15 protein-coding genes, 1 tRNA gene and 5 pseudogenes are annotated in these 25,592 nt (G+C 42.2%); 13 read left to right on the top strand and 8 right to left on the bottom strand.

Annotation, left to right across the window (positions count from 1 at the left end; translation table 11 throughout):
- Window positions 1-72 precede the first annotated feature (72 nt).
- Both N4T56_RS05665 and N4T56_RS05660 read left to right on the top strand, forming a co-directional pair.
- Window positions 73-480: a LexA family protein gene (locus N4T56_RS05665; protein ID WP_261732529.1), complete on the top strand. Its 408-nt coding sequence runs from the start codon at window positions 73-75 to the stop codon at window positions 478-480.
- Window positions 468-1,724, top strand: a complete 1,257-nt coding sequence (locus N4T56_RS05660; RefSeq protein ID WP_261732528.1) for a Y-family DNA polymerase — start codon at window positions 468-470, stop codon at window positions 1,722-1,724. Before N4T56_RS05665 ends, N4T56_RS05660 begins: the two co-directional genes overlap by 13 nt.
- A 334-nt stretch (window positions 1,725-2,058) precedes the next feature.
- Here N4T56_RS05660 and topA read toward each other — a convergent pair whose 3' ends face one another.
- Window positions 2,059-4,698, bottom strand: coding sequence for a type I DNA topoisomerase (topA, locus tag N4T56_RS05655; protein ID WP_261732527.1), 2,640 nt, complete (start codon window positions 4,696-4,698; stop codon window positions 2,059-2,061).
- A 382-nt stretch (window positions 4,699-5,080) separates the two neighbouring features.
- Here topA and astB point away from each other — a divergent pair, with 382 nt between their 5' ends.
- Window positions 5,081-6,415, top strand: a complete 1,335-nt coding sequence (gene astB / locus N4T56_RS05650) for an N-succinylarginine dihydrolase (RefSeq protein WP_261732526.1) — start codon at window positions 5,081-5,083, stop codon at window positions 6,413-6,415.
- A 136-nt stretch (window positions 6,416-6,551) separates the two neighbouring features.
- Here the strand turns inward: astB and N4T56_RS05645 are convergent, their stop codons facing one another.
- On the bottom strand, window positions 6,552-9,008 hold the full coding sequence (locus tag N4T56_RS05645) for a hypothetical protein (RefSeq protein ID WP_261732525.1): 2,457 nt from the start codon (window positions 9,006-9,008) through the stop codon (window positions 6,552-6,554).
- A gap of 222 nt (window positions 9,009-9,230) precedes the next feature.
- On the opposite strand from N4T56_RS05645, the gene N4T56_RS22695 reads away from it, so the two are divergent.
- The 3 genes and pseudogenes from N4T56_RS22695 to N4T56_RS05635 all read left to right on the top strand — a co-directional run bounded on the left by N4T56_RS22695 (window position 9,231) and on the right by N4T56_RS05635 (window position 11,324).
- Window positions 9,231-9,494 carry a cation:dicarboxylate symporter family transporter gene (locus N4T56_RS22695; RefSeq protein WP_390904017.1) on the top strand — a complete coding sequence of 88 codons (264 nt, stop codon included), beginning with the start codon at window positions 9,231-9,233 and terminating at the stop codon, window positions 9,492-9,494.
- Window positions 9,442-10,538: pseudogene (locus tag N4T56_RS05640) on the top strand (dicarboxylate/amino acid:cation symporter). The gene N4T56_RS22695 and the pseudogene N4T56_RS05640 overlap by 53 nt, the downstream one beginning before the upstream one ends.
- 127 nt (window positions 10,539-10,665) lie before the next feature.
- Window positions 10,666-11,324: pseudogene (locus N4T56_RS05635) on the top strand (LysE family translocator).
- Window positions 11,325-11,336: 12 nt separating this feature from the next.
- Here N4T56_RS05635 and N4T56_RS05630 read toward each other — a convergent pair.
- The 3 genes from N4T56_RS05630 to N4T56_RS05620 all read right to left on the bottom strand — a co-directional run bounded on the left by N4T56_RS05630 (window position 11,337) and on the right by N4T56_RS05620 (window position 14,401).
- Window positions 11,337-12,854 (bottom strand): PhnE/PtxC family ABC transporter permease, encoded by a 1,518-nt coding sequence (locus N4T56_RS05630; RefSeq protein WP_261732524.1) that lies wholly within the window; start codon window positions 12,852-12,854, stop codon window positions 11,337-11,339.
- 34 nt (window positions 12,855-12,888) lie between these two features.
- Complete coding sequence (locus tag N4T56_RS05625; protein WP_261732523.1) at window positions 12,889-13,437, bottom strand: ATP-binding cassette domain-containing protein; 549 nt, start codon at window positions 13,435-13,437, stop codon at window positions 12,889-12,891.
- Between the two features lie 109 nt (window positions 13,438-13,546).
- Entirely contained in the window at window positions 13,547-14,401 is an 855-nt protein-coding gene (locus tag N4T56_RS05620) for a putative selenate ABC transporter substrate-binding protein (RefSeq protein WP_261732522.1), read from the bottom strand.
- 545 nt (window positions 14,402-14,946) lie between these two features.
- Between N4T56_RS05620 and N4T56_RS05610 the strand changes: the two are divergent.
- Together N4T56_RS05610 and N4T56_RS05605 are read left to right on the top strand one after the other, a co-directional pair.
- Window positions 14,947-15,620, top strand: a pseudogene (locus N4T56_RS05610) (response regulator).
- The gene (locus tag N4T56_RS05605) at window positions 15,611-16,972 is read left to right on the top strand and encodes an ATP-binding protein (protein WP_261732521.1); all 1,362 of its coding nucleotides are present in this window, start codon (window positions 15,611-15,613) and stop codon (window positions 16,970-16,972) included. The pseudogene N4T56_RS05610 and the gene N4T56_RS05605 overlap by 10 nt, the downstream one beginning before the upstream one ends.
- Here N4T56_RS05605 and N4T56_RS05600 read toward each other — a convergent pair.
- A pseudogene (locus N4T56_RS05600) lies at window positions 16,969-17,663 on the bottom strand (2OG-Fe(II) oxygenase). The gene N4T56_RS05605 and the pseudogene N4T56_RS05600 overlap by 4 nt on opposite strands.
- 118 nt (window positions 17,664-17,781) lie before the next feature.
- On the opposite strand from N4T56_RS05600, the gene N4T56_RS05595 reads away from it, so the two are divergent.
- On the top strand, window positions 17,782-19,029 hold the full coding sequence (locus N4T56_RS05595) for an HD-GYP domain-containing protein (protein ID WP_261732520.1): 1,248 nt from the start codon (window positions 17,782-17,784) through the stop codon (window positions 19,027-19,029).
- Between the two features lie 399 nt (window positions 19,030-19,428).
- Here the strand turns inward: N4T56_RS05595 and corA are convergent, their stop codons facing one another.
- Both corA and yejK read right to left on the bottom strand, forming a co-directional pair.
- A complete protein-coding gene (gene corA / locus N4T56_RS05590) occupies window positions 19,429-20,376 on the bottom strand; it encodes a magnesium/cobalt transporter CorA (RefSeq protein ID WP_261732519.1) in 948 nt (315 codons plus the stop codon).
- A gap of 211 nt (window positions 20,377-20,587) precedes the next feature.
- Entirely contained in the window at window positions 20,588-21,616 is a 1,029-nt protein-coding gene (yejK, locus tag N4T56_RS05585; protein WP_261732518.1) for a nucleoid-associated protein YejK, read from the bottom strand.
- Window positions 21,617-21,798: 182 nt separating this feature from the next.
- Here yejK and N4T56_RS05580 point away from each other — a divergent pair, with 182 nt between their 5' ends.
- The 4 genes and pseudogenes from N4T56_RS05580 to N4T56_RS05565 all read left to right on the top strand — a co-directional run bounded on the left by N4T56_RS05580 (window position 21,799) and on the right by N4T56_RS05565 (window position 25,490).
- Window positions 21,799-22,011, top strand: a complete 213-nt coding sequence (locus N4T56_RS05580; RefSeq protein ID WP_188920485.1) for a YejL family protein — start codon at window positions 21,799-21,801, stop codon at window positions 22,009-22,011.
- Between the two features lie 83 nt (window positions 22,012-22,094).
- Window positions 22,095-23,886: pseudogene (locus N4T56_RS05575) on the top strand (DUF3413 domain-containing protein).
- A 245-nt stretch (window positions 23,887-24,131) separates the two neighbouring features.
- Window positions 24,132-24,208: transfer RNA gene (locus tag N4T56_RS05570), tRNA-Pro, on the top strand.
- 346 nt (window positions 24,209-24,554) lie between these two features.
- On the top strand, window positions 24,555-25,490 hold the full coding sequence (locus tag N4T56_RS05565) for an alpha/beta hydrolase (protein ID WP_261732517.1): 936 nt from the start codon (window positions 24,555-24,557) through the stop codon (window positions 25,488-25,490).
- Window positions 25,491-25,592: the final 102 nt, after the last annotated feature.

Raw genomic sequence — 25,592 nt, 5'->3', positions numbered from 1 at the left:
TTAAACAGTACTATTTATTTGTACAGTTCAGTTTATTTACACAATGCAATTATGTGATGGCTTGGTGCAGATATGAAAGTGATCCCGATATACATAGCTGGCGGCATTAGCGGTTTTGAGTCGCCTGCAGCAGAGTATCAACAGCGACCATTAAGCCTAGATGAGCTACTGATTACGCACCCAAGTGCAACGTTTATTGGCAAGGTTCAGGGCGATTCGATGATAGGGGTTGGTATTTTTGATGGTGACTTAGTGATTGTTGACCGCAGTTGCTCTGTTAAAAATGGCCAAGTGATTGTCGCCAATCTTAATGGCGAATTCGTGTGTAAAATGATCGACCTTAAGCGGCGATTATTGCTCTCCTCAAACGATGCTTACCCCGATGTTGTGATTAATCAATATGATGATTTTAGTATCGAAGGCAGCGTCATTTACTCTATACGGTGCCATGATGAGGCTATTAACTTATGTTCGCGCTAGTCGATGCAACCTCATACTATTGCAGTGCAGAACAGGTATTTAGGCCTGAATGGCGTCATCGTCCGGTGATTGTATTGTCTAACAATGATGGTTGCGTTGTAGCCGCAAATCGCCTCGCAATTGAGTTAGGAATACCCAAATTTACGCCTTATTTTCAAATTGCCAATCTTTGTCGCCAGCATCAAGTGGTCGTGCTATCCAGCAATTATGAGTTGTACGCTGACCTATCCGCCAAAATGATGCAAGTGATTGGCCGCTTTGCCCCAGAGCAACATATTTATAGTATTGATGAGTCCTTTTTATCTTTTCAACATTGCCAACAAGCTATTCCCTGCTTGGCCACTCATGCAAGACTAATTAGGCAAACGGTTTGGCAATATACTCGGCTGCCGGTGTGTGTGGGCATAGAGCCAACATTAACCCTCGCAAAAATCGCCAACAAAGCCGCTAAATTATCAGCCTCATCGGGTGGGGTTTGCGTTATCGATAATGACGTCGTGCGCCAAGCAACACTAGCCTCGCAATCTGTAAGCGATGTGTGGGGAATTGGCCGTAAAACAGCGGCCAAGTTAGATCTAATGAATATTCATACAGCCTGGGAGCTAGCAAACACCTCACCGTCGATAATGCGCAAACAATTTAGCATTGAAATAGAGCGTACCATTCGTGAGCTTAATGGCATAGTATGTAAACAATGGGATGAAGCAAAGGCCGACAAACAGCAAATATTTTCAACCCGCAGCGTCGGCGAGCGCATTACCGATATCGACAGCTTACACCAAGCCTTATGTATGCATATCTCTATCGCGGCAGCCAAAGCCAGAAAACAGCAATCATTATGCAAGGTAATGATGTTATTCGCGCATAACTCTCCTCACGATAGCTACCCGCAAAGTTTTAAAGTGAATGTTAACTTTACCTGTGCCACGCACTGTAGCGCTGAAATGACCCATGCCGCATCAACAGTAATCCAACAGCTATACCGTCCCGGTGTTCATTATTACAAAGTGGGCGTCGGCTTACTTGATTTAGTCAACAGTCAACATCAACAACTCGACTTATTCAATGTCAGCAAAGCCAAACCACAATTGATGCAGGTACTCGATAACATCAATCACCGCTATGGCAGCAACACCTTATTTTTAGGTGCGCAAGGAACACAACAGAAATGGGCAATGCATCGCGATTTTTTAACGCCACAGTACACCACTGATTGGCGCCATATTCCAATTATTCGTTGTTAGTTAATTGATTATACCAATTCCACTAATTATCTGGTCATTCAGCGGGAATTCTGTACCTTCTAGGCAAGTAATAGGATTGTAGGCATAGTTGCTCTACGTCAAAATACTATTAAGCAGCATAGAAGGTACAGAAACCCGCCTTGCAGGAGACGCTCAGACAGTCCATTTCTTTGTTGCATTGCCTTAGAAGGGAATAACCATTATTTCAACAATGCGCCTCAAACTGAACAGTCTGAGCGACTCTGATTGGTCACATAATTAATGGAAATGGTATTAAATAGCAGGCATAAAAAAGCGCTACCCGCAGGTAACGCTATTTTGATTGAAGTAAAAATTACTTCTTGGCTTTTTTCTTGGTCGTTTCACTCACCCATTTGCCATTAACAAACTTAGAAGACCAGCCTGTCGCTTTGCCATCAACTTCTGTCGCAACATATTGCTCTTTAGTTTTACGGCTGAATTTAACAGCGGCTTTGTTACCGTCATCATCTTCAACAGGTGCATCTGCAAGGTAAGCGTACTTAGGCCATAACAGTTCGCGATACTTAACCAGCTCTTCCACTAATGGCGCACGTGTTTCGCGTGATTTGGGGAAAGTACTTGCCGCTAAAAATATACCTGCTGCACCATCTCTTAACACAAAATGGGCATCTGATTTAGTACATTTTAATTCTGGCAGGTAAATAGGATCTTCTTTTGGAGGCGCAGCTTCACCGTTTTTCAACAGTTTGCGGGTGTTTTTACACTCGCTATTCGTGCAACCAAAATACTTACCAAAACGGCCATTTTTAAGTTCCATATCATTGCCGCAACGATCGCACTCAATGATAGAGCCTTCATAGCCTTTAATCTTAAACTGGCCAGCTTCGACTTCGTAACCGTCACATGATGGGTTATTACCACACACATGCAATTTACGAGACTCATCAATGAGGTAACTGTCCATTGCTGTACCACATTTGCCACAACGATGTTTAGCGCGTAATGCTTCTGTTTCACCATCTTCGTTATCGCTAACTGCTTCTTCACCTGGGGTTAAGTTAAGCGTGGTTTTACAACGCTCTTTAGGCGGCAATGCATAACCTGAACAGCCTAAGAATACCCCTGTAGAACCGGTGCGGATCCCCATTGGACGACCACATGTTGGGCATTTAATGTCTTCTGTTAGTACCATCTCATTCGGGCGCATACCGCCTTCACTTGGGTCTAACTCAGCCAACAACAGTTGTTTGGTAAAGTCACCGTAAAAACCGTCGAGTACTTTTTTCCAATCCAACTTACCTTGAGCAACATCATCTAATGTTTGCTCCATGCTGGCGGTAAAGTCGTAGCTCATTAAATCTTTAAAGCTGTCAACTAAACGTTCACTGACAATCTCACCCATTTTCTCGGCGAAGAAGCGACGGTTATCCACTTTCACATAGCCACGGTCTTGAATGGTCGAAATAATTGTTGCATAAGTTGATGGACGACCAATGCCACGTTTTTCAAGCTCTTTAACTAATGAGGCTTCGCTGTAACGTGCTGGCGGCTTGGTAAAGTGCTGCTTTGGCAGTAACTTATCAAGTGTTAGCTTGTCGCCCTTTTCAACCACTGGCAAGGTGTTATCATCATCGTTTTTCTTACCCATTGGTGGCTGCACACGAGTCCAACCATCAAAACGTAACGTACGGCCACTGGCTTTTAACTCATAATCACCTGCGGTAACCGTTAATCGCGTCGCATCGTATTGTGCTGGTGTCATTTGACAAGCAACAAACTGACGCCAAATCAGCTCATATAGGCGCTGAGCGTCACGTTCCATATCGGTCAGTGATGCAGAATGCACCGCAACGTTTGACGGTCTAATCGCTTCGTGCGCCTCTTGCGCACCTTCTTTGCTGCCATAACGAATAGGATCGGCAGGCAAATACTTAGCACCAAACTCAGAGCCAATCATTTCACGGACATTTTCGACCGCTTCTTGGCTTAAGTTTGTAGAGTCAGTACGCATATAGGTAATATGCCCAGCCTCATACAAACGCTGCGCCATCATCATGGTTTTTTTCACACCAAAACTCAGACGGGTACTCGCTGCTTGTTGCAGTGTAGAGGTAATAAAGGGGGCTGAAGGTTTGCTCGACGTTGCTTTATCTTCGCGAGCTGAAATCACAAACGTTTCATTACGAAGCGCATCAACTGCAACTTGAGCCTGTGCTTCATTAATGGGTTCAAACGCAGCTGATTGATATTTCATCACCTGCATTTTTAAACTTTGCGCTTTAGTGGTATTTAAATCGGCATGAATATCCCAAAACTCTTCAGGAACAAACGCCTTAATTTCACTTTCACGCTCAACCACTAAGCGTACAGCAACCGATTGCACACGACCGGCAGATAATCCACGAGTCACCTTTTTCCATAATAATGGTGACACCATAAAGCCAACGACGCGGTCTAAAAAGCGGCGCGCTTGTTGAGCATTAACCATGTTGGTATCAAGTACCGACGGTTTGCTGAAGGCATCTTGGATGGCTGTTTTGGTAATTTCGTTAAATACCACACGTTGATACCGCGAAGCGTCGCCACCAATGATTTCCTGTAAATGCCAGGCAATGGCTTCCCCTTCACGGTCCAAATCCGTTGCGAGATAGATTTGGTCGGCTGACTCAGCTAAGGTTTTGAGTTCTTTAACGACTTTCTCTTTGCCAGGTAAAATTTGGTACTTGGCAGCCCAACCTTTATCTGGGTTGACGCCCATACGCGCCACAAGTGCTTGTTTGTCTCTGATTAGCTTGTATTTAGCTTTTTCTTCAGGTGACATTTTTCTGACTTCAGCAGCGGTTTTAGTCGCGGTTGTACCGTCAGAAGTAGACGAAGTCGGTAAGTCACGGATGTGACCTACACTCGACTTCACGATGAAATCTTTACCAAGATATTTATTAATTGTCTTGGCTTTGGCCGGCGATTCGACAATAACTAGCGATTTACCCATAGTTTTATTTGCGCCAAAAAGTCTCAGAATATAGAAAATTGGTTCCATATATAGAGGGTTGAGACAATAGTTTCAAGTTAATCCCTCTTTTATATAGGTTGTTAAGTCATTTTTTAAACAATAATAAAAAATGTAAAAAATAATATGCGTTTTTTAAACGTAATTTTTCACTTAATGATACTTCGGAGCATCTTCAGTGCATTTTTAGTCATTTAAGCGTGTTTATGTGAATTTAGCACACCTTGTTAACCCTTATAGCTTCAGTATACTGACGTTAAATTAGCGTTAACTGACATGAGTAATCACGTTTCCTTTTTTATAAGTAACACAAAAAAGTGTAACTACAATAATAATTATTCACAAAATTTCTCAAGGATCACGAATGAAGCATTTTGAAGCAAACTTTGATGGCTTGGTTGGATCAACCCATAACTATGCTGGACTATCGTTTGGTAATGTCGCCTCGTTAAACAATGCAGCGCTCACCTCAAACCCTAAAGCAGCAGCTAAACAAGGTTTGCAAAAAGCCAAGTCATTAGCAGATTTAGGTATGGTGCAAGGCGTATTAGCCCCTCAGGAGCGCCCTGATCTATACACGTTACGTCGAATTGGTTTTTCAGGGTCAGATACTGAAGTTTTACAAAAAGCTGCTCAACAAGCTCCTGCATTGCTTAATGCTTGTTGCAGCGCATCAAGTATGTGGATCGCAAATGCAGCCACGGTGTCACCCAGTGCCGACACCCGTGACGGAAAAGTACATTTTACTCCGGCCAATTTAGTCGATAAGTTGCACCGCAGTATCGAACCCGTCACCACAGGCAAAATTTTACAAGCCACATTTAATAACGATCGCCACTTTAGGCATCATCAACATCTCCCTGAACACACAAGCTTTGGCGATGAAGGTGCTGCAAACCATACGCGATTGTGCAGCGAATATGGACACGCTGGGGTTGAGTTATTTGTTTATGGTCAACAAGCCACGAACCCAAGTGCTGTTAAACCTACAAAGTATCCGGCACGTCAAACGTTAGAAGCCTCACAAGCAGTAGCACGTTTACATCAGCTTGACGATGAAAGTTGTGTGTTTATGCAGCAAAACCCTGGTGTTATTGACCAAGGGGTATTTCATAATGATGTAATTTCTGTCGGTAACCAAAATGTGCTGTTTTACCATGAACAAGCCTTTTTAAATACCGACGCAAAATTTGATGAAATTCGTCGTAAAATGAGCTCTGACATGCATTTTGTTAAAGTGTCAACAGACCAAGTATCAATTGATGATGCTGTTCGTAGTTACTTGTTTAATACACAGATTATTACTTTACCGTCTGGTGAAATGGCCATTATCGCCCCAACTAATTGTCAAGAAAACCCTGCGGTATTTGCTTACTTAAATGAACTCGTCACACTAGGCACACCCATAAAGCAAGTGCGCTATTACGACGTAAAACAAAGCATGCAAAATGGTGGTGGTCCAGCTTGTTTACGTTTACGCGTAGCAATGAACGAGCAAGAAGTGGAAGCGGTGAATCAAAACACCTTGATGAATAACGCCCTATTTACTCGCTTAAACACCTGGGTGGATAAACATTATCGCGACCAACTCACGGTAAACGATCTGGCAGACCCACAATTGATTATCGAATCACGCACCGCATTAGATGAGTTAACACAAATTTTAAAGCTTGGTAGCGTATATCAATTCCAAAAATAACGCTTAAAATGTCAACAAAAATGCCAGTGACTTTCATCACTGGCTTTTTTATTTATGGTGAATCTAATCTAAAAACAAAAAGGCGCCCTTTGGAGTATAAAGTCAATAATGCGCCTTTCTTTTATCACCAGCTCAATTAGAGGATTGTGACACCAATTGATACCACCTGAGTTGCCAGGCCATTAGGCGATTCAACTTCAACAATAAATACCCCAGTGTTAGCTTCATCTTCACCTTTAATCGTCGCCGTAAATTGGCGTCCACCATTGTAATTAGAGCTCGGCCATGTGTATTCACTGGTGCTCACCACTGAGCCAGCTGAAGTGGTAAACCTAACGATTGAACCGGCAGGCATTTGCTGATTGTGTAAATCAGAAATGGTAAATGTTGCTGTTGCAGAACCTTTACCCACAATCGTCATGCTGCTTTCACCCGAATGAGTTCCCGTACTATCCACAACGATAATATCGGCTGGAGCAGTTGCAAACGCTGTACTGCCTGACATCACTAAGGTAACACTACGACGAACGAACAATGATTTAGATTCATTTACACCATCAGCACAAGCGCTATGTACAGGGTCTGAACACAGCACACCGTTGTACTTACCGTCTTTGACGTCAAACACACCGTTAGAGTTGAAATCAACTAACTCTTCTAATGAACCGCCTGTCTGACCACCGGTTTGCTGAGGGTTAAAGAAACCATCCTCGTTATAATCATTATACGCATCATTTAAATCAAACGATTGACCGGTTACATCCGTACCAGAGGTAAACTCTGTTGCTTCAGAGGCATCAAAACGGCCATTACCATTTAAGTCAGGGAATGACTCTTCACCAATAGCAGTCGCTGTAATCGTTGCACGACCACCGTACTTTTGGCCGTAAATGTTGCCGTAAAGATCCAAAGCCGAGTCATAACCTAAGGTTGCATCAGGATTACGGGTCATTTGCCCAGCGGCATTTAAAATGGTCTGGCCTTCTGGTCTTGGTAATTGACTGGTCCAAGTAACAGAACAAGCACCATCAAGCGTTTGACAGGCATCTTCAATAGACCCACCTTCAGTGGTAAAAGACACTGTCGTTCCATCAGGGACAGGGTTGTTAAAGGCATCTGCCATACGTGCAGTAACCGTTACTTCGGTACCGTCAACATCCCAGCCTTCAGGATTGAGTATTTCTGCTGAAACAGAAAAGCTGTCTTGATCAGGAATACCTGTTGATACAATAAGTTGACTTGATTGGCTCGAAATCGCTGGTACGGCATCATTATCAACAGTGGCAGTCACACGCAAAGATGTGGAGACAGTACCTGTATTTACCACAGTCTGGACTAAACCATCGCTATCTGTTGTCGCTTCGATAGGATCAATAGCCACACCACCCACGCTAGTATTTAAAGAAAACAACACATTTTGGTTAGCAACCACATTGTTGTTCTTATCTAATACTTTAAATTGAACAACGGATGATTCAGTACCACCAGTACCCAAAATACTGATATTTTCAGGCGTGGCTGATACAAACACAATACTGCCCACATCTGATTGCAGTACATTCAGCGTACCCACTGCAGATAAACTAATGCCACCAGCACTGGCTGTGACATTAATTTGGTCTTCACCCACACAACCTTCTGCACGGTAAGTCGTTGTTGCGACACCATTGCTAGAGGAAACGGGAGAGCTTATCACCGCTTGAGCTGGGCTTTTATTTGCACAGGTTGATGAAAAGTTAACATCCACAGGTTCTGTGTAAGGATTGCCTTCATCATCTTGAATCAATACAGAAATCGTCGTTGTACCACCTGCAGATAAATCGGTTGTACTAATCGATGCCACACCTTCTTCAAAAGGATCGCCGCTGCCCATAACCACGTTTGTCGCACCCACGACAACGATGGTTGAGCCTGTTTCATTGGTTGATAAGGTTGCAGTGGCTTCACCAGCGCCGAGGGAACTACCCGCGTATATATCAACAGTCGCTTTCCCAGACGAGTCTGTCACCGCGGTGGTCACTGGTAAATCACCAATTGAACTAGCAAACGTCACAATCGAGGTTTTACTAATACCAGACACTGTCGCAGTTAACTTACCAGGGGATAAAGTGCTGATTGAATCAATGCTATTACCCGAAGCATCAGTTAACACCAATGACACTTGAGCACCACCGTCAGCAGCACCGCCATCACCGGCCATGGTCACGTATACTGTTGCAGAATCGCCATCAGAGGTAGTTGCTGTAACTGTAGCCCCAGTATTAACCTCGGCGGTATCCAACTGAATAGTTGCAACACCATTAGCATTCGTTACTACCTCACCGGTACTTGGCGTGAATGTACCGTAAGAATCGTCATTAAGGGCAAAGGTGACTAAAGTGTTAACCGCATCACCATCGGAATCTAAAACGGTAGCGGTAAGAATTGCAGGCTCGGCAACTGAGATTTGATTGTTGTCGATAGTTAAGGTTATTGTTGTCGTTGTATCGGTACTATCTCCCGAGTCATCATCTGTAATACTACCTCCACCGCCACAAGCGAAGAGAAAAAACGAACATAAAAGTGCAAAATATACTTTATATGCTGACCTCATTGTCAGGCTCCCTGTTGCATTAAGTTTAAACTAAATGGTTATTATAGTTACTTATAGATTAACAATACGCAAATATCTTGTAACTTTAGCATAACTCTATTGTTTTCTGTGTTATTTATCAGCTAAAACTTTCACTTTCTGCCATTTCCTAAAAGATTGATTCCTGCTAGTCTTTAGCCCATTCAACAAAATTTAAAATAATATGATGAGAAGGACTACTCCGTGAGTAAACAACGCAAGCTCGGACTCACGAGCAAAATTTTAATTGGTATGGGATTAGGCATTATTTTTGGCCTTATGTTAAGAAACATGCTCCCAGACAGCCAATTTATCCAAGAATACATCACAGATGGATTCTTACATGTCATCGGTACCATCTTTATTTCCAGCTTAAAAATGCTCGTTGTGCCATTGGTATTTATCTCACTTGTCTGTGGTACAAGTTCTCTCAGTGATCCATCAAAACTGGAGCCGCCTCGGAGGTAAAACCATTTCTTTCTATCTTTTTACCACCGCGATTGCGCTTACCGTCGCCATTTTAGCTGCTGTGATCATTCATCCAGGCAATGCAAGTCTTGCTGGCAATGCACTTGAATATTCAGTCAAAGATGCACCGAGCCTGTCAGAAGTCCTTATTAATATCGTACCGACTAACCCGATGCAAGCCATGAGTGAAGGCAATATGCTGCAGATCATTCTATTTGCAGTTATTTTTGGTTTCGCTATCTCGCACATTGGTGAACGCGGCACCCGAGTCGCATCATTTTTTAATGATCTAAACGAAGTGATCATGCGAGTCGTCACACTTATCATGCAGCTTGCACCTTATGGTGTGTTCGCATTAATGGCAAAGTTGAGTTTAACCTTGGTCTTGAAACCTTTGGCAGTGTGGTTAAATACTTCTTCCTAGTCGTTGCCGTGTTATTAATTCAAGGTTTAGTGGTATACCCAACACTATTAAAACTGTTCTCAGGCCTGAGTCCATTAATGTTCTTACGTAAAATTCGCGACGTACAACTATTCGCTTTTAGTACGGCAAGCTCTAATGCGACGTTACCTGTGACCATTGAAACCTGTGAGCACCGTATGGGTGTAGACAACAAAATTGCCTCATTTACATTGCCGCTTGGTGCCACGCTTAACATGGATGGCACCGCCATTATGCAAGGTGTTGCGACGGTATTTATTGCCCAAGTGTTTGGCATTGAATTAAGCATTATGGATTATGCAACAGTGGTTGTGACCGCGACTCTGGCCTCAATTGGCACGGCGGGTGTACCTGGTGTTGGGTTAATTATGCTGGCCATGGTACTTAATCAAGTAGGTTTACCGGTTGAAGGCATTGCATTAATTATTGGTGTAGACAGAATGCTCGATATGATCCGCACAGCAGTTAACGTAACAGGCGACGCTGTAGGTACTGTGATTATTGCTAAATCTGAAGGTGAATTTAACCAAGATACCTTTAATAACTCACAAGCGGGTAAAGCAGCCCAAAGCTTTGAAGATCAAGTACTAAACAGCAAATAACTGGCTGAAAAAGTTCAAATATAAAAAAGCGCTAATGTAGCGCTTTTTTGTTATCTTTTTTTGTATAACTATGTCATTATCATTAGCTTACCCCATAAAATATAATCAATATCAGAGCAGAATGAATATGGACATCACTTTATTAGCCAGCTTAGCGGTTATTCATATCGTTGCCTTAATGAGCCCAGGCCAGATTTTGCCATTGTCGTCAAAATGGCCACTCAACAGACACGAATTACCGCAGTGTATTGTGCACTAGGCATTGCCGTTGCCATACTCGTGCACACCCTGTTATCGCTAATGGGGATCAGCGTGATGATCCAACAATCACCTGTGGCTTATGTTTTGGTTCAACTTATTGGTAGCGGTTATTTGGCTTGGATGGGGTATGGCGCGCTAATGTCAGCAATTAAAGCCATAAAGTTAAAGCGTCAACCCGATCAGGTAGTGACTTTGCCGAGTGACAATGTAGTGAAAATATCTTCTTTTAAAGGATTTAAAATAGGGTTATACACCAACCTGCTTAACCCCAAAGCATTAATATTTTTTATTACATTATTCACTGTATTCATTACTCCGCAAGTCGGTAACAGTACAAAAACAGCTGCAGCAGTATTATTATTTGGCTTATCTTTTATCTGGTTTGGGCTATTAGCATTAGTGTTATCTAAACCACGTATTCAACAAAAGCTATTAGCAGCAAATAGCATCATTGATTTATTCGTTGGGGTCATTTTTATTACTGTCGCCGTCACCATTGCCAGTAATATTATCAGCAACATGTAGCCGTAAAATACACTAACACGCCTGTAAACGGTTACGAGGAATTTGAATTAACTTGCGAGTCAAATAATCAACTAACACATTGAGTCCTGCTGTAAAGAGTAATAACAAGAGTGCACCACTGAAACGAATTTCAGCAAAATTACTGTCCACATAAAACCCTAATGTCATCACACCTAACATACCTAAAATAGCTGTCTCACGAATAATAACCTCAAAGCGATAAAACAACAGTGCCATAAAATAAGGATAAATCGTTGGCAATACGGTATAGCAATAATCACCTATTCGTGGGCGATACGTTAATGGCACGGTGACCTCATCAGACTGCCTCGCCATTAAAAACACCATTAAACCACTATTATGCAATGCCAGCGCAATTATCGCTGGCAGCATTGAAGGACCAAGTAATAACATAAATACGAATGCAAGTAGGTACTCAGGCAAAGAACGCAAAATTAAATTCACCGCTCGCATCAATATCGTGACCCAATTGGGCATCAATAATCGCGTGTTTAACGGCAATAGTATTAACGTCAACATATGGGTTAACCCCAACGCGCAGCAAGCTAATACTAACGTGGCGATAATCCCCGGAATCACTTGGTTTCTAACGAGCTGATCCCCCCATTCCCACACACTCATGAACACACCAGCGTTAAACCACGCTGACAAAGGCAGCCCTTGCAACATTGGCGGCAAGATATCAACAGAGATAAAACGCCAAACAAGCTGCTCTTGAAATAGCGGTAAAGGAGGTAAAAAATACACAGCTAAAGGTAAGTAAACCCATAACATAATAGGTTTAGCCCAAAATCGAATGGTGCCAATAAGCGCAATAAATAATATTAGTAATGCGCCGCCTTGTTGATAATGGCCTTGGCGAAACGCAGACTCTAAATAAAAACCTAACGTTGGCATACCAATAAATCCAAGTACGGCACTGCTTCGTAGCGCACACTCAAATCGATAACGAATATACGCGACAATTTGTGGATAAACATGCATCCAACGTCCATACAAGAGCGCCGACAACTTGCTGGTGCCATGTGGTAAACAAAATATTGTGTGAACAGGCGCTTGTTGTAAAATATCGGCAAACACGCGAGCAAACGTTGCTGCATATGGCAGCCCAATCGCTAAAATACCGGTAAGCGGAGATAACCCAAAAATTTGTAAAAAAATCAGCGCCCAAAATATTTCATGAATCGCCCGAATAAAAGCACACATAGCCGCGACCCAAGAATGTTGATACACCAGAGCAAGCGGCACACCTAACAACAACCCTAGACCAATACCCAATAAGGCAAAACTGATTGTTTGCCATAAGGCATCAAGCAAATATTCAGTTGCCGCAAAGTCGGGATGCATAAAGCCATTAAACATACGACTAAGCTCTGCCCACGGTTCAAGAGCGATAACCTCGGTATCTGCGACAAACCAGCACAGCAACACTAGCGCAAACAACCCTAAAGTGAGCTTTTGCCAATGGCCAAGATAAGAAAGAAAACCACGAGAAGAAATAGAATGCATAGCGGCTTAACGATATCGATTCAACAGGGTGAGTTTATTCATCTGCGACAACATAATGCTGTGATAAATGTTCAAGAGATAACTGTTGAGCTTGCGCATCTAAAGCCACTTTACCTGCACTTATCACAATAATTCGATCAAAATGTGTTAACGCCAACTCGGCATCGTGCAGTACACAAATCACATTTGGATGTGCTTGTTTAACAATATTAAGTAACCTGACACCCATTACCGGGTCGAGTGCCGAAAACGGTTCATCACCCATAAATATCGGCTGTTGTTGAAACAAGGCTCGAGCCAAAGCCACACGCTGACGTTGTCCGCCAGACAATTCACTGACTTTTTGCTGCAAGGGCATGTTCAATTCAAGCTGTTGGCAAATCGCCCCGACTTGTTGTTGCGGTTTTGAAAATGGCGACAGTAAATTAGCAATATTATACCAGGAGGAATGTCGGGCTAAGCTGCCCATAAATACATTATGAAAAATAGACAGATTGTCGACTAACCCTTGCGCTTGAGAACACAAGCAGCTTTGCTTTGCCAGTTGTTGATATAGATGATGCAACAAGGTGGTCTTTCCCACCCCAGACGGCCTAAAATCGCAACATGCTCTCGTTCATTAAGCGTGATATTCACCTTGGGCAACACAATGTGTTGCCCATAGCCTAAGTCTGTATCAACAACGGCAAGCATTAATCTAACATTCCAATGGCTTTAGCTACACGCTCAATAGGTTCGTAATCACTGTTACTCGCTGGCACAAATGATTCGCGAGGAAAGCTATCGAGTAAGTTTCGGTCTTTCATATTGAGCAACGCATGAGTTAACTTATCTTTAAAACCTGCACCATAAACAGTGTCGACACCAGAGTGCACAGTCCATTGATAATCAGGATAAGTCGGGCTTTGCCAAATCACGCTCACTTTTGTGGTGTCGACTTCACCTTTTTCGACCGCAGTATCCCACACTTTATAATTTACCGCGCCCACTTGATAGACACCCGCTTCCACTTGACTAATTGTACGGCTGTGATCACCAGAAAAACCAATACGTTTAAAGGTTTCCTCAACCGGCTTTCCTAAATTATTCTCAATAAAATACTGCGGCATTAAACGCCCAGATGTTGAGTCTTTTGAACCGAACGTAAAGGTATAATCGTTCAATACCGGAAAACGATCACTGGCCACTAATTCAGTTGAATGATGCGCAATAATGTAGCTTTTGAAAAATTGATCTTCAAAACCTTGGGCAATAGCCTCAGATCCCGGCACTAAACGACGCGCTTGTACGCCAGATAAACCACCAAACCACGCGAGTTGCACCTGATTATTACGAAACGCCGTAACCGCGGCAGAATAAGACTTAACAGGCACATACTTAACCTCTACGTCCAATTGCTCAGATAAGTACACCGCAACTTTATTAAAACGGGTGCGCAATTGGCTCTCATCTTCATCAGGAATAGCGGTAAAGGTGAATGTTTCGCTTATCGCGACTGTTGAAAACAAGCTTAAAACGCCTGCTAATATAAACCCGGTTAGTTTCATCGTAATCCTTAAATCATCCGTTAATTGCACTATTCTAACTTACGCCCAGCAAGTTAACCTAGGGCAAACCAATAATACTGCTGGATATTTATTGTAACCCGTCATCCAAAGCTAGGGTGATGATGTATTCAATCATCATCACCCACCCTATCGAGAAATAGCTCACAGATAAACAAACACTAGGGTCTGTTGATCTTTGCTGGTTGAATTTTGTTCGAGTTAAAAACGTTTTAATCGAGGCGAATGGATTGATGCCTAGTCATCTAAGCAAAATCCATTCAACAAAAAGTAAAACGTTTTAGCCGAACCCTTTGGGCAGCGTTTGTTGGCCATTTTTACTGCGTTATCGACTTTTTATGTAGAATAACTACACTTCAAAGTCTCTGCCGCGCAGTTGTAAATGTGAGTAATGGCCAACAATTCGCTGCAAAAACAACCTTGAAAGATCAACAAACCCTAGCCTATGCAACATAATTACGGTTAGTATTTGACCGTAAACAGAGATAAGTTAAAACCTAGTGCTTGTGCTTAGATAAGGATAATCCATGCGTATACTTGTTATTGAAGACGACCCCATACTGTCACATCATTTACAGGTGCAACTCACCGAGGCTGGCAATCAGGTACAAGTGGCCACAACCGCAAAAGAAGGCTTTTATCAAGCCACAAATTACCCAATCGATGTAGCCATAATCGATATTGGTTTACCCGACCTAGACGGCATTAGCTTAATCAAATCATTACGCCAGGCCGAAGTGAAAACACCACTATTGATTTTAACTGCAAGGTTAACCTGGCAAGATAAAGTTGAGGCCTCAACGCAGGTGCAGATGATTACCTTGTTAAGCCATTTCAAAAAGAAGAGCTTATCGCAAGGCTCGATGCCATCGTGCGTCGCAGTGGCGGATTTGTTCGCTCAGTAATCACCAGCGAGTCATTGCAAGTCGATTTAGCAGCCAAACAAGTCAGTCTGCAACATACGCCATTAGACATAACCGCATTTGAATATCAGATTTTAGAATACCTTATGCGCCACTGTCATGAAGTCGTCGCCAAGCAACGTTTGCTCGATGTGATTTATGCCGACAAAGAAGGTGACCCTAACACCATAGAAGTCATGATTAGCCGTCTACGTAAAAAACTCAGTCACGGCGGAATGAATGATCCCATCACCACTATTCGCGGCCAAGGATATAAATTTAACCACCCATGCGACTAACTTTACGACCTCAAAAACGTTTACTCACTCGGATGTTTGTCACCTCCTTGTGCATCATTACCTTGGTAGGCTTTGGTCTCGCATGGTTAATTAACTTGTTGCATGCACAAAACCGTTACAATCAAACCACCAGCTCATTAATCGCTAAACTCCCCATCATTGCCGCAGAATTTCGAGAAAATAATTTAATTCCCATCACCCAAGCTCGAGAAGGTGATGATGTAGACACGCAATACATCATGGCAACCTGCAATGATGATTACGACAGCCTCTGGCGCTCAGACTACGCAATAAGCCTTAATTTGACCAAAATATGTGAACAATACCAATCGATTAAGGATGACTTACCGCCGTTTTATCTCAACTTTGGCAGCCAAAGCTATTTGGCTTATTTATTAAGTATTGACGTGGAAACCGACATATACCACTTGCTTATTTTACAAGACGCCAGCGCCCTTAAAACTGAACTGAGCCAATTTAATCGACTGACTTATTTTAGGTTGGCAATTGTGTTGTTGATTGCATTGCTTTTGCTTATCAGTGCGGCTTACTGGGGCATGCGACCGCTAACGCAATTAAAACAAGAGTTAACCTTATTACAACGAGGGCAAAAAAACAGTCTATCTCAAGATTACCCTGTTGAATTACAAGGTATAACTACAGCGCTAAACCAATTACTCAACCAATCAGATGCGCGGCAAACCCGTTATCAAAATGCAATGAACGATCTTGCCCACAGCCTTAAAACCCGACTCGCGGCGAGCATCGCAATCATTGATGACCCAAGTTTGAACAAGCAACAACAAAACCAAAAAATTCTTGAGCAAATTAATGACATGAATCACCTAGTTAAATATCAGCTCAAACGCGCCATGTTAGGCCAACAAGGGCTGCACTTGTTGCAAACTCAGCCGTTAGAGATTGTAAAGTCGCTGGCTCAAATGCTCGATAAAATTTATCAACACAAACGCATCAACATACTGATTAACATTGCAGACGATATTGAGTTACCGCTCAGTAAAGGCGATGTCATGGAGCTATTTGGAAATCTACTCGAAAATGCATTTCGCTTTTGTATCAGTCAGGTCAGCGTCAAAGTGCAACGGCTCGATAACACTCTAATCCAAATTAGTGTAGAAGACGACGGCTCAGGAATAGCAGACAACATCAAACAAAAAATCATTCAACGCGGCATACGCGCCGACACTCAATCACCAGGACAAGGGATCGGGCTCGCGGTTTGTCACGAGCTTATCAGTAGTTACGGTGGCACCATGACAATAAACACCAGCGTACTCGGAGGGGCTGCATTTGTAATCGAGCTTCCGGCTGTCACCCAACACCAAAGTTAGCTCAGTGGCGCGTATAACTGCTCGGCACGATTAAACATCGCCCAGGAAGTCGCGATATATTTATCGTTGCTCAATGGCACATTACCACGATGACTATGAGTAAATCCTGCAGGTGCAATCACCAAAGTGCCTTTCTTAGGACTGATTTTACGTTGTTGGTAGTAAAATTCAGTTTCACCGCCCTCTGGCACATCGTTAAGGTAAAACATATACAACACCACGCGGTGTAAAGCTTCGTTATGGCCATTTTGTGGGAACTGCTCAGAGTGCCAATGCGGATAACCGCCTACTCCTTGTTGGTAATGCTGAACATTTATCGTACCACTGCGGTACAAATATTTAGTTAACGTTGACGCGCGCGGTTTACCCAAAGCTGCAAAGTTATCAGGAGTTAAGGTTTGTGGTTTTCCTTGCTCATCAGTAACTTGAACTGACACCGCACCCATTAATGCCAATGAATATTGAGTAAAATAATCCGTCATGTGTGTGAACGTCGCAGCCAAAAGCTCATTTTTTAAATCCGCTAAATCAGCAAAAGCATCTAACATTAAATCTCGGCTGCGTTTTTTATCATTATCAACGCCAAAACCGGTTTGGCCAGGTACACATTTGGGTGTGCATTAAATGCAGCAATTAAGCGGTCACATAAATCATCGCTTATTGCATTGGGATATACTTCAATAAAATCCATCGTTAAGATAACTGTTCCATGTGAGTTTGTAGTATTATGCTGCCATGCCAGCAAAGCATCTGTAAAGGCTAAAGCCGCACATCGTTTGTTGTTCTGTAGGGTAACAATCCATTAAAATATGAAAAAAAACCAAAAAGTCACTGTCGAACAACTTGAAGTCGGTACCTTTATTCGTCTGCCTATCTCTTGGAAAGATCATCCATTTTTGTTCAGCAGCTTTAAAATAAAAAATACCGCTCAAATTGAGCTAATCAAAGGATTAGGCCTCAAAGACGTATTTATTGACCCTGAAAAAAGCGATATAGAGCCCGTTACCTCAGATAAATCACAACAAGCTCACAACGAAGAAGATCTTAATGCCCTTAAAGAGCAAATGCTCAGCGACAAGTCAGCAAAAATAAACGAGCAACAAAAACTCAAACGTGACCTAAAGAAAACCGAACAACAATTTGACCGCTCAGTCGCCATGATGCGCTCTATGGTATCTAAAGTCAGTAGCCGGCCACTCAATGCCGTGACAGAAGCAAAAGATCTCATCAGCAATCTCACTAATATGCTGCTCAATACCGATAATCTTGCGCTACATTTAATGAGCGATGCGAAAAATGAAGAGCATATTTATCATCATTCACTGAATGTCGCGATGCTTTGCATGCTAATGGCTAAGGAACTTGGTTGGAGCCGCGAAGAAGTTGAAACCATTGGTATTGGAGCCTTATTTCATGACATAGGCAAACTCAAAGTGCCGAGCACGATCCTCAATAAACGTGTGCCATTATCTGTGCCAGAAGAAAACTTTATCAAACAACACCCATTGATGAGTATTAACTTCCTAAAATTAGCCGACAGCTTTCCTGAAGAAGCGAAGCCGTTGATCGCCAATCATCACGAATTTTTAGATGGCAGTGGATTCCCACAAGGGCTTAAGGCTGACAAACTTGACAAAATGTCGCAATTAATTGCAGTAGTGAACGAGTACGACATATTGTGTAATGGCACCAACCAAGTTAAAGCCAAGCCACCGAGTGTCGCTCTGGGAATGCTATACAAAAATTACAATAACAAACTCAATAACGAATACGTAAGTAAGCTGATTAAAATGTTAGGTATTTACCCACCTGGGAGCATTATCGAATTGTCGAGTGGTCAATTTGCTATGGTCATGTCTGTCAATTTACAGCAATTACTCTACCCTAACGTGATTGTTTACGATCAACTCGTGCCTAAAGACCAAGCGCCCATTGTCAGCTTACAAAATCATAATATGAGCATAGTTCGTAGCTTACCCGCTGCGGCATTACCTAAAAAGATTCATGCTTATCTTAGTCCAAGAGATAAAATCAGCTTCGGTATAGGCGCTAATTAACCGGGTTGATGTTGAACAAAAGTAATAACAAAAAGCCAGCTATTTAAATAGCTGGCTTTTTGCTAAACCTGAACGGTAAAAGAGGCTTTATACCATTTCCATTAATTATGTGACCAATCAGAGTCGCTCAGACTGTTCAGTTTGAGGCGCATTGTTGAAATAATGGTTATTCCCTTCTAAGGCAATGCAACAAAGAAATGGACAGTCTGAGCGCCTCCTGCAAGGCGGGTTTCTGTGCCTTCTATGCTGCTTAATAGGATTTTGACGTACGACTGCATGGATGCAGGAGGTAGAGCAACGCAGGAGCAGTTGCCGAGAGCAACTATGCCTACAATCCTATTACTTGCCTAGAAGGCACAGAATTACCGCTGAATGACCAGATAATTAGTGGAATTGGTATTACAACCAACCTTTACGTTTAAAGAAAAAGTAAGTTCCGGCAGCACTGGCTAACATGAGCCCTACCGCCATAGGATACCCAAATCGCCAATCAAGCTCTGGCATAATATGAAAGTTCATCCCATAGCTACTGGCAATTAGGGTCGGCGGTAAAAATACCACCGCAGATACTGAAAAGATCTTAATAATCTTGTTTTGTTGTAAACCACTAAAGCCCATCGCCGCATCGAGTAAAAACTGTAACTTATCAAAAATAAATTGGCTGTGAGGCATTAAAGATTCAATGTCTGACAGCATCTCACGAATGTCTTTTAAATTTTCATCCGACAAACTTTCACGATAATAACGTTGCATGTATCGTAACGAGCGTTGGGTATCGAGCAAACTTAAACGAATTTTACCGTTAGAATCTTCTTGCAGTGTAATAAGCTTAAACACATCATCGAGCTCTTCGTCATTAAAGACTTGCTCGCCGACATTTTCTAACACGCTATACACGTCTTCAATTAAGTCAGATAAGTAATCTACTTTTAGATTAAATAACTCTAACAACAATCCTTGCGGCGTGGTGATGTCTAAACGGCCTAAACGTAAATAGTTACGCAATAGTCTAATCAAGCCAACATCTTCTTCGCGTATGGTCAGTAAAAATGCTTTACGTAAGTTAAATGATACGTTTACGGCACGTACATCTGAGCTCACACGTTGCGGGAATAATGAGTTAATGTGTAAACCATCTTGGTTTTGATAAAAACGAGTCGATGCCTCGATCTCTTTAATATCTTCTTCGTCGGGCACTTCTTCGGCAGAAAACGAACTCAACCAGTCTCGCTCTTTATCATCCGGTTTTAATAAATCTAACCACAAAGTCGATTCTGGCACATTGTCACCCACTTTTAATTCAGTGGTCACAAGTTGTCTATTTTGATAGGCGTATGCTGTGATCATCGCTCCCCCAAAGTGTGTTAAGTCAACTCAACTTAACAACATAAAATGTGCAAAATTTGGCGCTAGTTTACTCAACTAAAGCGTAATGAAAAGCAAAAACTGATCTGTAATGAATAATCGTACCCGTTGGCGTAAAAAAACGAATATTCAATATAAAAAAGCGCCCTTACAGGACGCTAGTTTGGCGATAACATTAACCGTTAATCGATTATTACTCGCCTTTTAAACGTCGATCTAATTGATCTTTTAAATTTGCCGGCACACCTTTAATTAAAATGGTATCAGACACCGGATCGTATATAACGCGCTCACCTAAATGACCACCGTCAAAACTTAAGGTCACACCGCCACCAGTACCCGAAAATTTCTTTAAACTGCGTAAACTGGCTTTATCTGCAGGAAACTCTTCATCTAACTCATAACTGCCGCCGCAGGCAAAGTCATAAAAAGAATCCATGCCAGAGTCTGCTAACTCATCGGCTAAATCTTTAACCTCAATCACTTCACCAGAATCTGCGCGCTCAGAGCAATACTCAAACACTTTATTACGACACTCTTGACGCTCATCTTTAGTCAGTTCACTGCCAGCAACAAAATCTTCAACCGCATGAATTAACGTTTTGTTTTGCGCTTTAGTATTAACGCCTTCAACGCACCCCATAAAATCTAAAAAGAAATCGGCCACTTTACGACCGGCGCGGCCGCGAATAAACGAAATATACTTGCGTGAACTCTTGTCCGCTTGCCACTCAGTTAAATCAATACGTGCGGCAAGTTGAATATTACTTAAATCTAAATGATTGTTTTGCGACAGCTCCATATCATCTAATACTGTCATCGATGACTTAGCACTTAATAATGCCACAAACAAATAGTCGCTCGTCATACTTGTGTAGCATGACATCAACAAAAAGCCACCCTGGCTAAAGTCATATTTAGCTAACTCTTGTTGTAATAACTGGCTAGCTTGGCCACTAAACTCCACAAAACCTAAATCGCCACTGCGATAAGTGGTTAACGCATTCGCAAATTCATCATTGGCCTCGCCATCATCCCCGTGAGTACCAAAAAAACCAAAACCTTTACCCGCTTTACCCGAATAAGTCTGGTGTAACTCTTCTAGCATGGTTTCAACAGCATTGGTATTCAATAACGGTTGTGGACGTAAACGACAGCGCATTTGCCCCTGACCATCTTGAGAGATTTCGTGAATAATTGCTTGCTCAATACTAATCGCCATAAGCCTTGTTAACCTATTCTGTCGCTGAAGATAATTTTAAAAAGAATGATATCAGACCCGCCGTATAAATCGAACAAGGGTTTGCTATATTCCTCACATAGCACGAATAAAACTTGAGGCGATAAAGCGCTAAATCCGTTATTATATGCAGCTAATTCATTCTTTATTGAAGTTTTCTGACTATGGCAATTCAATCTAAATACACTAACACCCAAGTTGAAGCACTGATCAGCGAGATGCTTGCTGTACTGGCTAAGCACCAAGCTCCTACCGATTTAAGCCTAATGGTATTAGGTAACTGTGTAACTCATTTACTCGACAAAAAAGTCCCAAATGAGTCGCGCCAGCAAGTTGCAGAGCAATTTGCCAAAGCGTTAACACAGTCGATTAAGTAATCAACTAAATAAAATTTATCACTACGCTAACAATCAGTTACACTGAATTAGTCTGTGATAATAACGTAGGAATACCAGTAAACATGATCGAGCGCAAAAAGCAGCAAATGACGCGTGACAAAGTGTCACGCTTAGTTAATTGGGGTCACTGGTTTGCCTTTTTTAATGGCATATTGGCGATGCTAATTGGCGCTCGATATATTGGCAGTGTGGGCTACCCAGAAACCGTTATCGGCTGGGTACTACCTGAGCATCAGCACCATAGGGCATTTTACTTTTTTAGCCTTTATTGGTTACTTAATATTTATTTTCCCGATTACTTTACTGCTACCCTACTCTAAAATTTTACGTGGCTTTGCCGCCTTAATTGCATCTCTCGGACTCTACACTCTACTGTATGACACCATAATCTATGACGACTACGGTATTCATTTAAGCCCTTTTGCGTTCGATTTAGCCTGGCAAGACCTCAACGCATTGCTGCACAGCACCTCATACATTGTTACCCCTATCGTCATCGTGCTTGTAGAACTGACAGTGGCTAACTTTTTGTGGAAACGCATCGACAAGATTCAGAAAAAACAATGGGGCAATCGCGTGGTGATATTTGTTGGCGTCTGTTTCGTCAGCAGTCACTTATTTCATATTTGGGCAGACGCCACCAACATGACCGAAGTCACCCGTTTCGATGACGCTTATCCTGTGTCTTACCCTGCGACAGCACGCTCGTTTATGGAAAATCACGGCATTGACAGCAGCATGCAATCAGCAGATGCTCGCTCGACAACATCACGTAAATTAAGCTATCCAATCAATCCACTGCAATGCAACTCTGATAGCCAACCCAACATTTTATTCATCACCATAGACAGCCTGCGTACAGACATGGTTGACAGTGTCACCATGCCTTACTTAACCCAATACCGTAATCAAAATCAGCGCTTTAGTAACCATTTTAGCGGCGGCACTGATTTTGACACCAGCATGTTTACCTTAATGTACGGATTACAAGGCAATTATAGCGATCGCAAAGAATTTACCAGCACAGCGCCAATATTAACCAGCGAGCTCAGTAAACAAGGCTATCAACAAGCGTTTTTTGCCCCGAAAATTTATGACGACATCAACAATGTTGCCATGTTTAAAGGCATGCAAATTCACACCAGTGCTGGGTATAATGGCAGTGCAGATGCTGATATCAATACCATCAATGCCGTAAATGCTTGGCAAGCGGGCCAAACACAGCCTTGGTTTGCGCTGGTTAACTTAACTGCCCCAGAAGATTATGACACGCCAATAGGCTTTTTAGGTGTGCAAACCATTAAGCCCCAAATGACGCTAAAACCGGCACAAAAAGTATTGTTTAATCAATATCGTCAGTCGCTTAATTTTATCGACCAGCAGCTTGCCATTTTGCTTGATAACATCAGTGATGACACTATCGTCTTGATTACCGGCACGTATGGTCAAGTCTTTACCAGTAACACCAGCGATGCCCGTAACGATTTATCGCCTGGTAATGTTAAAGTGCCGCTGATTATTCATTGGCCAGACGGACATGGAAATAAAATTAATTACCGCACAAGTCATTACGGTATTGCCCCCACTTTGCTCAGCCAGGTATTAGGTTGCACCAACCCAAGTACTGATTACAGCTCAGGGCGTAGCTTGCTAGAGCCCAACAGCGAAACCTGGGTGTATATTGGTGACAGTAGCCGTTTTGCGATTTATCAAAAGTCAGAAATAACAGTGCTTGACCGTTTTGGTAAGTACCGAATTTACGATTTAGAGTATAAAAAACGCTTAAACAAGAAGATGAGCGCGCCAGAGTTGATTCAAGTCATGCGTGAAGGTCGAAGGCTTTACAATCAGTAGCACGACCAATGCTCAATAATGACGTGTACGTCAAAGCATTGATGTTTTAGAACGTAAAGTTACAACATTGAATTAATACGCTTTTCATTACAGCTGGATAGTTTATAGTCAATCGACAATGAACCGATAACTAACAGCTTGCACTAGTCAAATACAGTTGCTAAAGTGCATATCCACTTAGTGACCCCAGTATTAAATACTCGCTAAGTTATAATGCTTTTATCAACCAAGCATTAACAAACATTCGGTATGTAGCGCAGCCCGGTAGCGCACTGTCATGGGGTGTCAGGGGTCGGAGGTTCGAATCCTCTCATACCGACCAAATTAAAATCTAATGTCGATTCATTATTGATAATAGATAAAACAAAACCCCGTATTAGCATGGCTGATACGGGGTTTTGTTTTTATACATTGAATAAATCCAGCTAAAGCTCCTACGTGAGTATGGCATGGCTATGAATGATATACCCGTTTAAATGAACCCGTTGTAGTATTAACTTGTAACTTAGCTTCTCAAAGTCCTAATGATCATTATTATATATGCCTAGTGCGACGATGACCGCGTCAATCGTAAATACTTTTGTTAATACTTAGCGATACATACGGATTCACATTGAATTAACATAATGGCATGTAAAAATAATGTTTTAGATACATAAGGCTCAGCCATGAGATTCGTGATTTTATTATTTAGCTTGTCGCTTTTTTTATCCGCTCCAGCTAATGCTGATGCACCATCTTTGATTGTCAGTAAAGGTCAAATCGAAACCGTTCAGCCATTTAAGTCTACCTATGTAAAAGACAGGTTTTTAAGCGTTTGGTTACCGCCAGGGTATAACAAACAAAGCCAGTATGACGTGCTTTACATGCACGATGGCCGTATGTTATTTGATGCAAATAGTACTTGGAATAAGCAAGAGTGGCGAGTCGATGAAGTCGCTGGCGAGCTGATTGAACAAGGAAAAATCCGCCCATTTATTGTGGTCGGTATTCCTAATGCGGTCGAAAATCGCCACAGTGAGTTTTTCCCACAGCAACCGTTTGAACGTTTCTCACCATCACAACAACAAGCCTTGTATAAAATTGAAAAGTACGCCGATCACCCATTATTTGCATCTAAGGTGTATTCAGATAACTACAGCCTATTTTTAGTCAAAGAAGTCATCCCTTACATTGAGGCCAACTACCCCGTCAACAAAGAGGCGCAACATCGTTATTTAGGCGGCTCAAGCATGGGCGGGCTAATTTCATGGTACACCCTATTAAATTACCCTGACCAATTTGCGGGCGCGATTAATATGTCGACTCATTGGCCTGGGACTTTTAGTGCCGAAGATGATGTGTTTCCAGTATTTCAACAGTATATCGCGGCCAATTTGCATAAACTGAGTAATCAAAAAGTCTATTTTGATTATGGTGACAGTACTCTTGATGCCATGTACCCAGAGTTACAAAAACAAATCGATAAGATCTTTATTGAACAACAATACCCTAAAAATCAGTGGCGAAGCCTGTATTTTCCAGGAGCTGATCACACAGAAAACGCCTGGGCTAAGCGCTTGCATATCCCGTTAGAGTTTATGTTTGGAACGACCAAGCCATAATTGTGCTTATACATATTCACTCACATCCCCTCTAGGATGATGTGAGCGAATGTATTGATTAAAAGCACAATGTAAAATGCCAGCATTAGGCACAAAAAACAG

The organism is Shewanella phaeophyticola, assembly GCF_025398315.1.
Taxonomy (GTDB): domain Bacteria; phylum Pseudomonadota; class Gammaproteobacteria; order Enterobacterales; family Shewanellaceae; genus Shewanella; species Shewanella phaeophyticola.
The sequence above is the reverse complement of the archived record's forward strand: the minus strand, read 5'-3'. Positions and strand labels throughout refer to the sequence as shown.

What these genes read in the sequence shown, in the direction of transcription:
- N4T56_RS05665 (WP_261732529.1), top strand. Translation starts at nt 73, where the DNA reads ATGAAAGTGATCCCGATATACATAGCTGGCGGCATTAGCGGTTTTGAG.
- N4T56_RS05660 (WP_261732528.1), top strand. Translation starts at nt 468, where the DNA reads ATGTTCGCGCTAGTCGATGCAACCTCATACTATTGCAGTGCAGAACAG.
- topA (WP_261732527.1), bottom strand. Translation starts at nt 4,698, where the DNA reads ATGGGTAAATCGCTAGTTATTGTCGAATCGCCGGCCAAAGCCAAGACA.
- astB (WP_261732526.1), top strand. Translation starts at nt 5,081, where the DNA reads ATGAAGCATTTTGAAGCAAACTTTGATGGCTTGGTTGGATCAACCCAT.
- N4T56_RS05645 (WP_261732525.1), bottom strand. Translation starts at nt 9,008, where the DNA reads ATGAGGTCAGCATATAAAGTATATTTTGCACTTTTATGTTCGTTTTTT.
- N4T56_RS05630 (WP_261732524.1), bottom strand. Translation starts at nt 12,854, where the DNA reads ATGCATTCTATTTCTTCTCGTGGTTTTCTTTCTTATCTTGGCCATTGG.
- N4T56_RS05620 (WP_261732522.1), bottom strand. Translation starts at nt 14,401, where the DNA reads ATGAAACTAACCGGGTTTATATTAGCAGGCGTTTTAAGCTTGTTTTCA.
- N4T56_RS05605 (WP_261732521.1), top strand. Translation starts at nt 15,611, where the DNA reads ATGCGACTAACTTTACGACCTCAAAAACGTTTACTCACTCGGATGTTT.
- N4T56_RS05595 (WP_261732520.1), top strand. Translation starts at nt 17,782, where the DNA reads ATGAAAAAAAACCAAAAAGTCACTGTCGAACAACTTGAAGTCGGTACC.
- corA (WP_261732519.1), bottom strand. Translation starts at nt 20,376, where the DNA reads ATGATCACAGCATACGCCTATCAAAATAGACAACTTGTGACCACTGAA.
- yejK (WP_261732518.1), bottom strand. Translation starts at nt 21,616, where the DNA reads ATGGCGATTAGTATTGAGCAAGCAATTATTCACGAAATCTCTCAAGAT.
- N4T56_RS05580 (WP_188920485.1), top strand. Translation starts at nt 21,799, where the DNA reads ATGGCAATTCAATCTAAATACACTAACACCCAAGTTGAAGCACTGATC.
- N4T56_RS05565 (WP_261732517.1), top strand. Translation starts at nt 24,555, where the DNA reads ATGAGATTCGTGATTTTATTATTTAGCTTGTCGCTTTTTTTATCCGCT.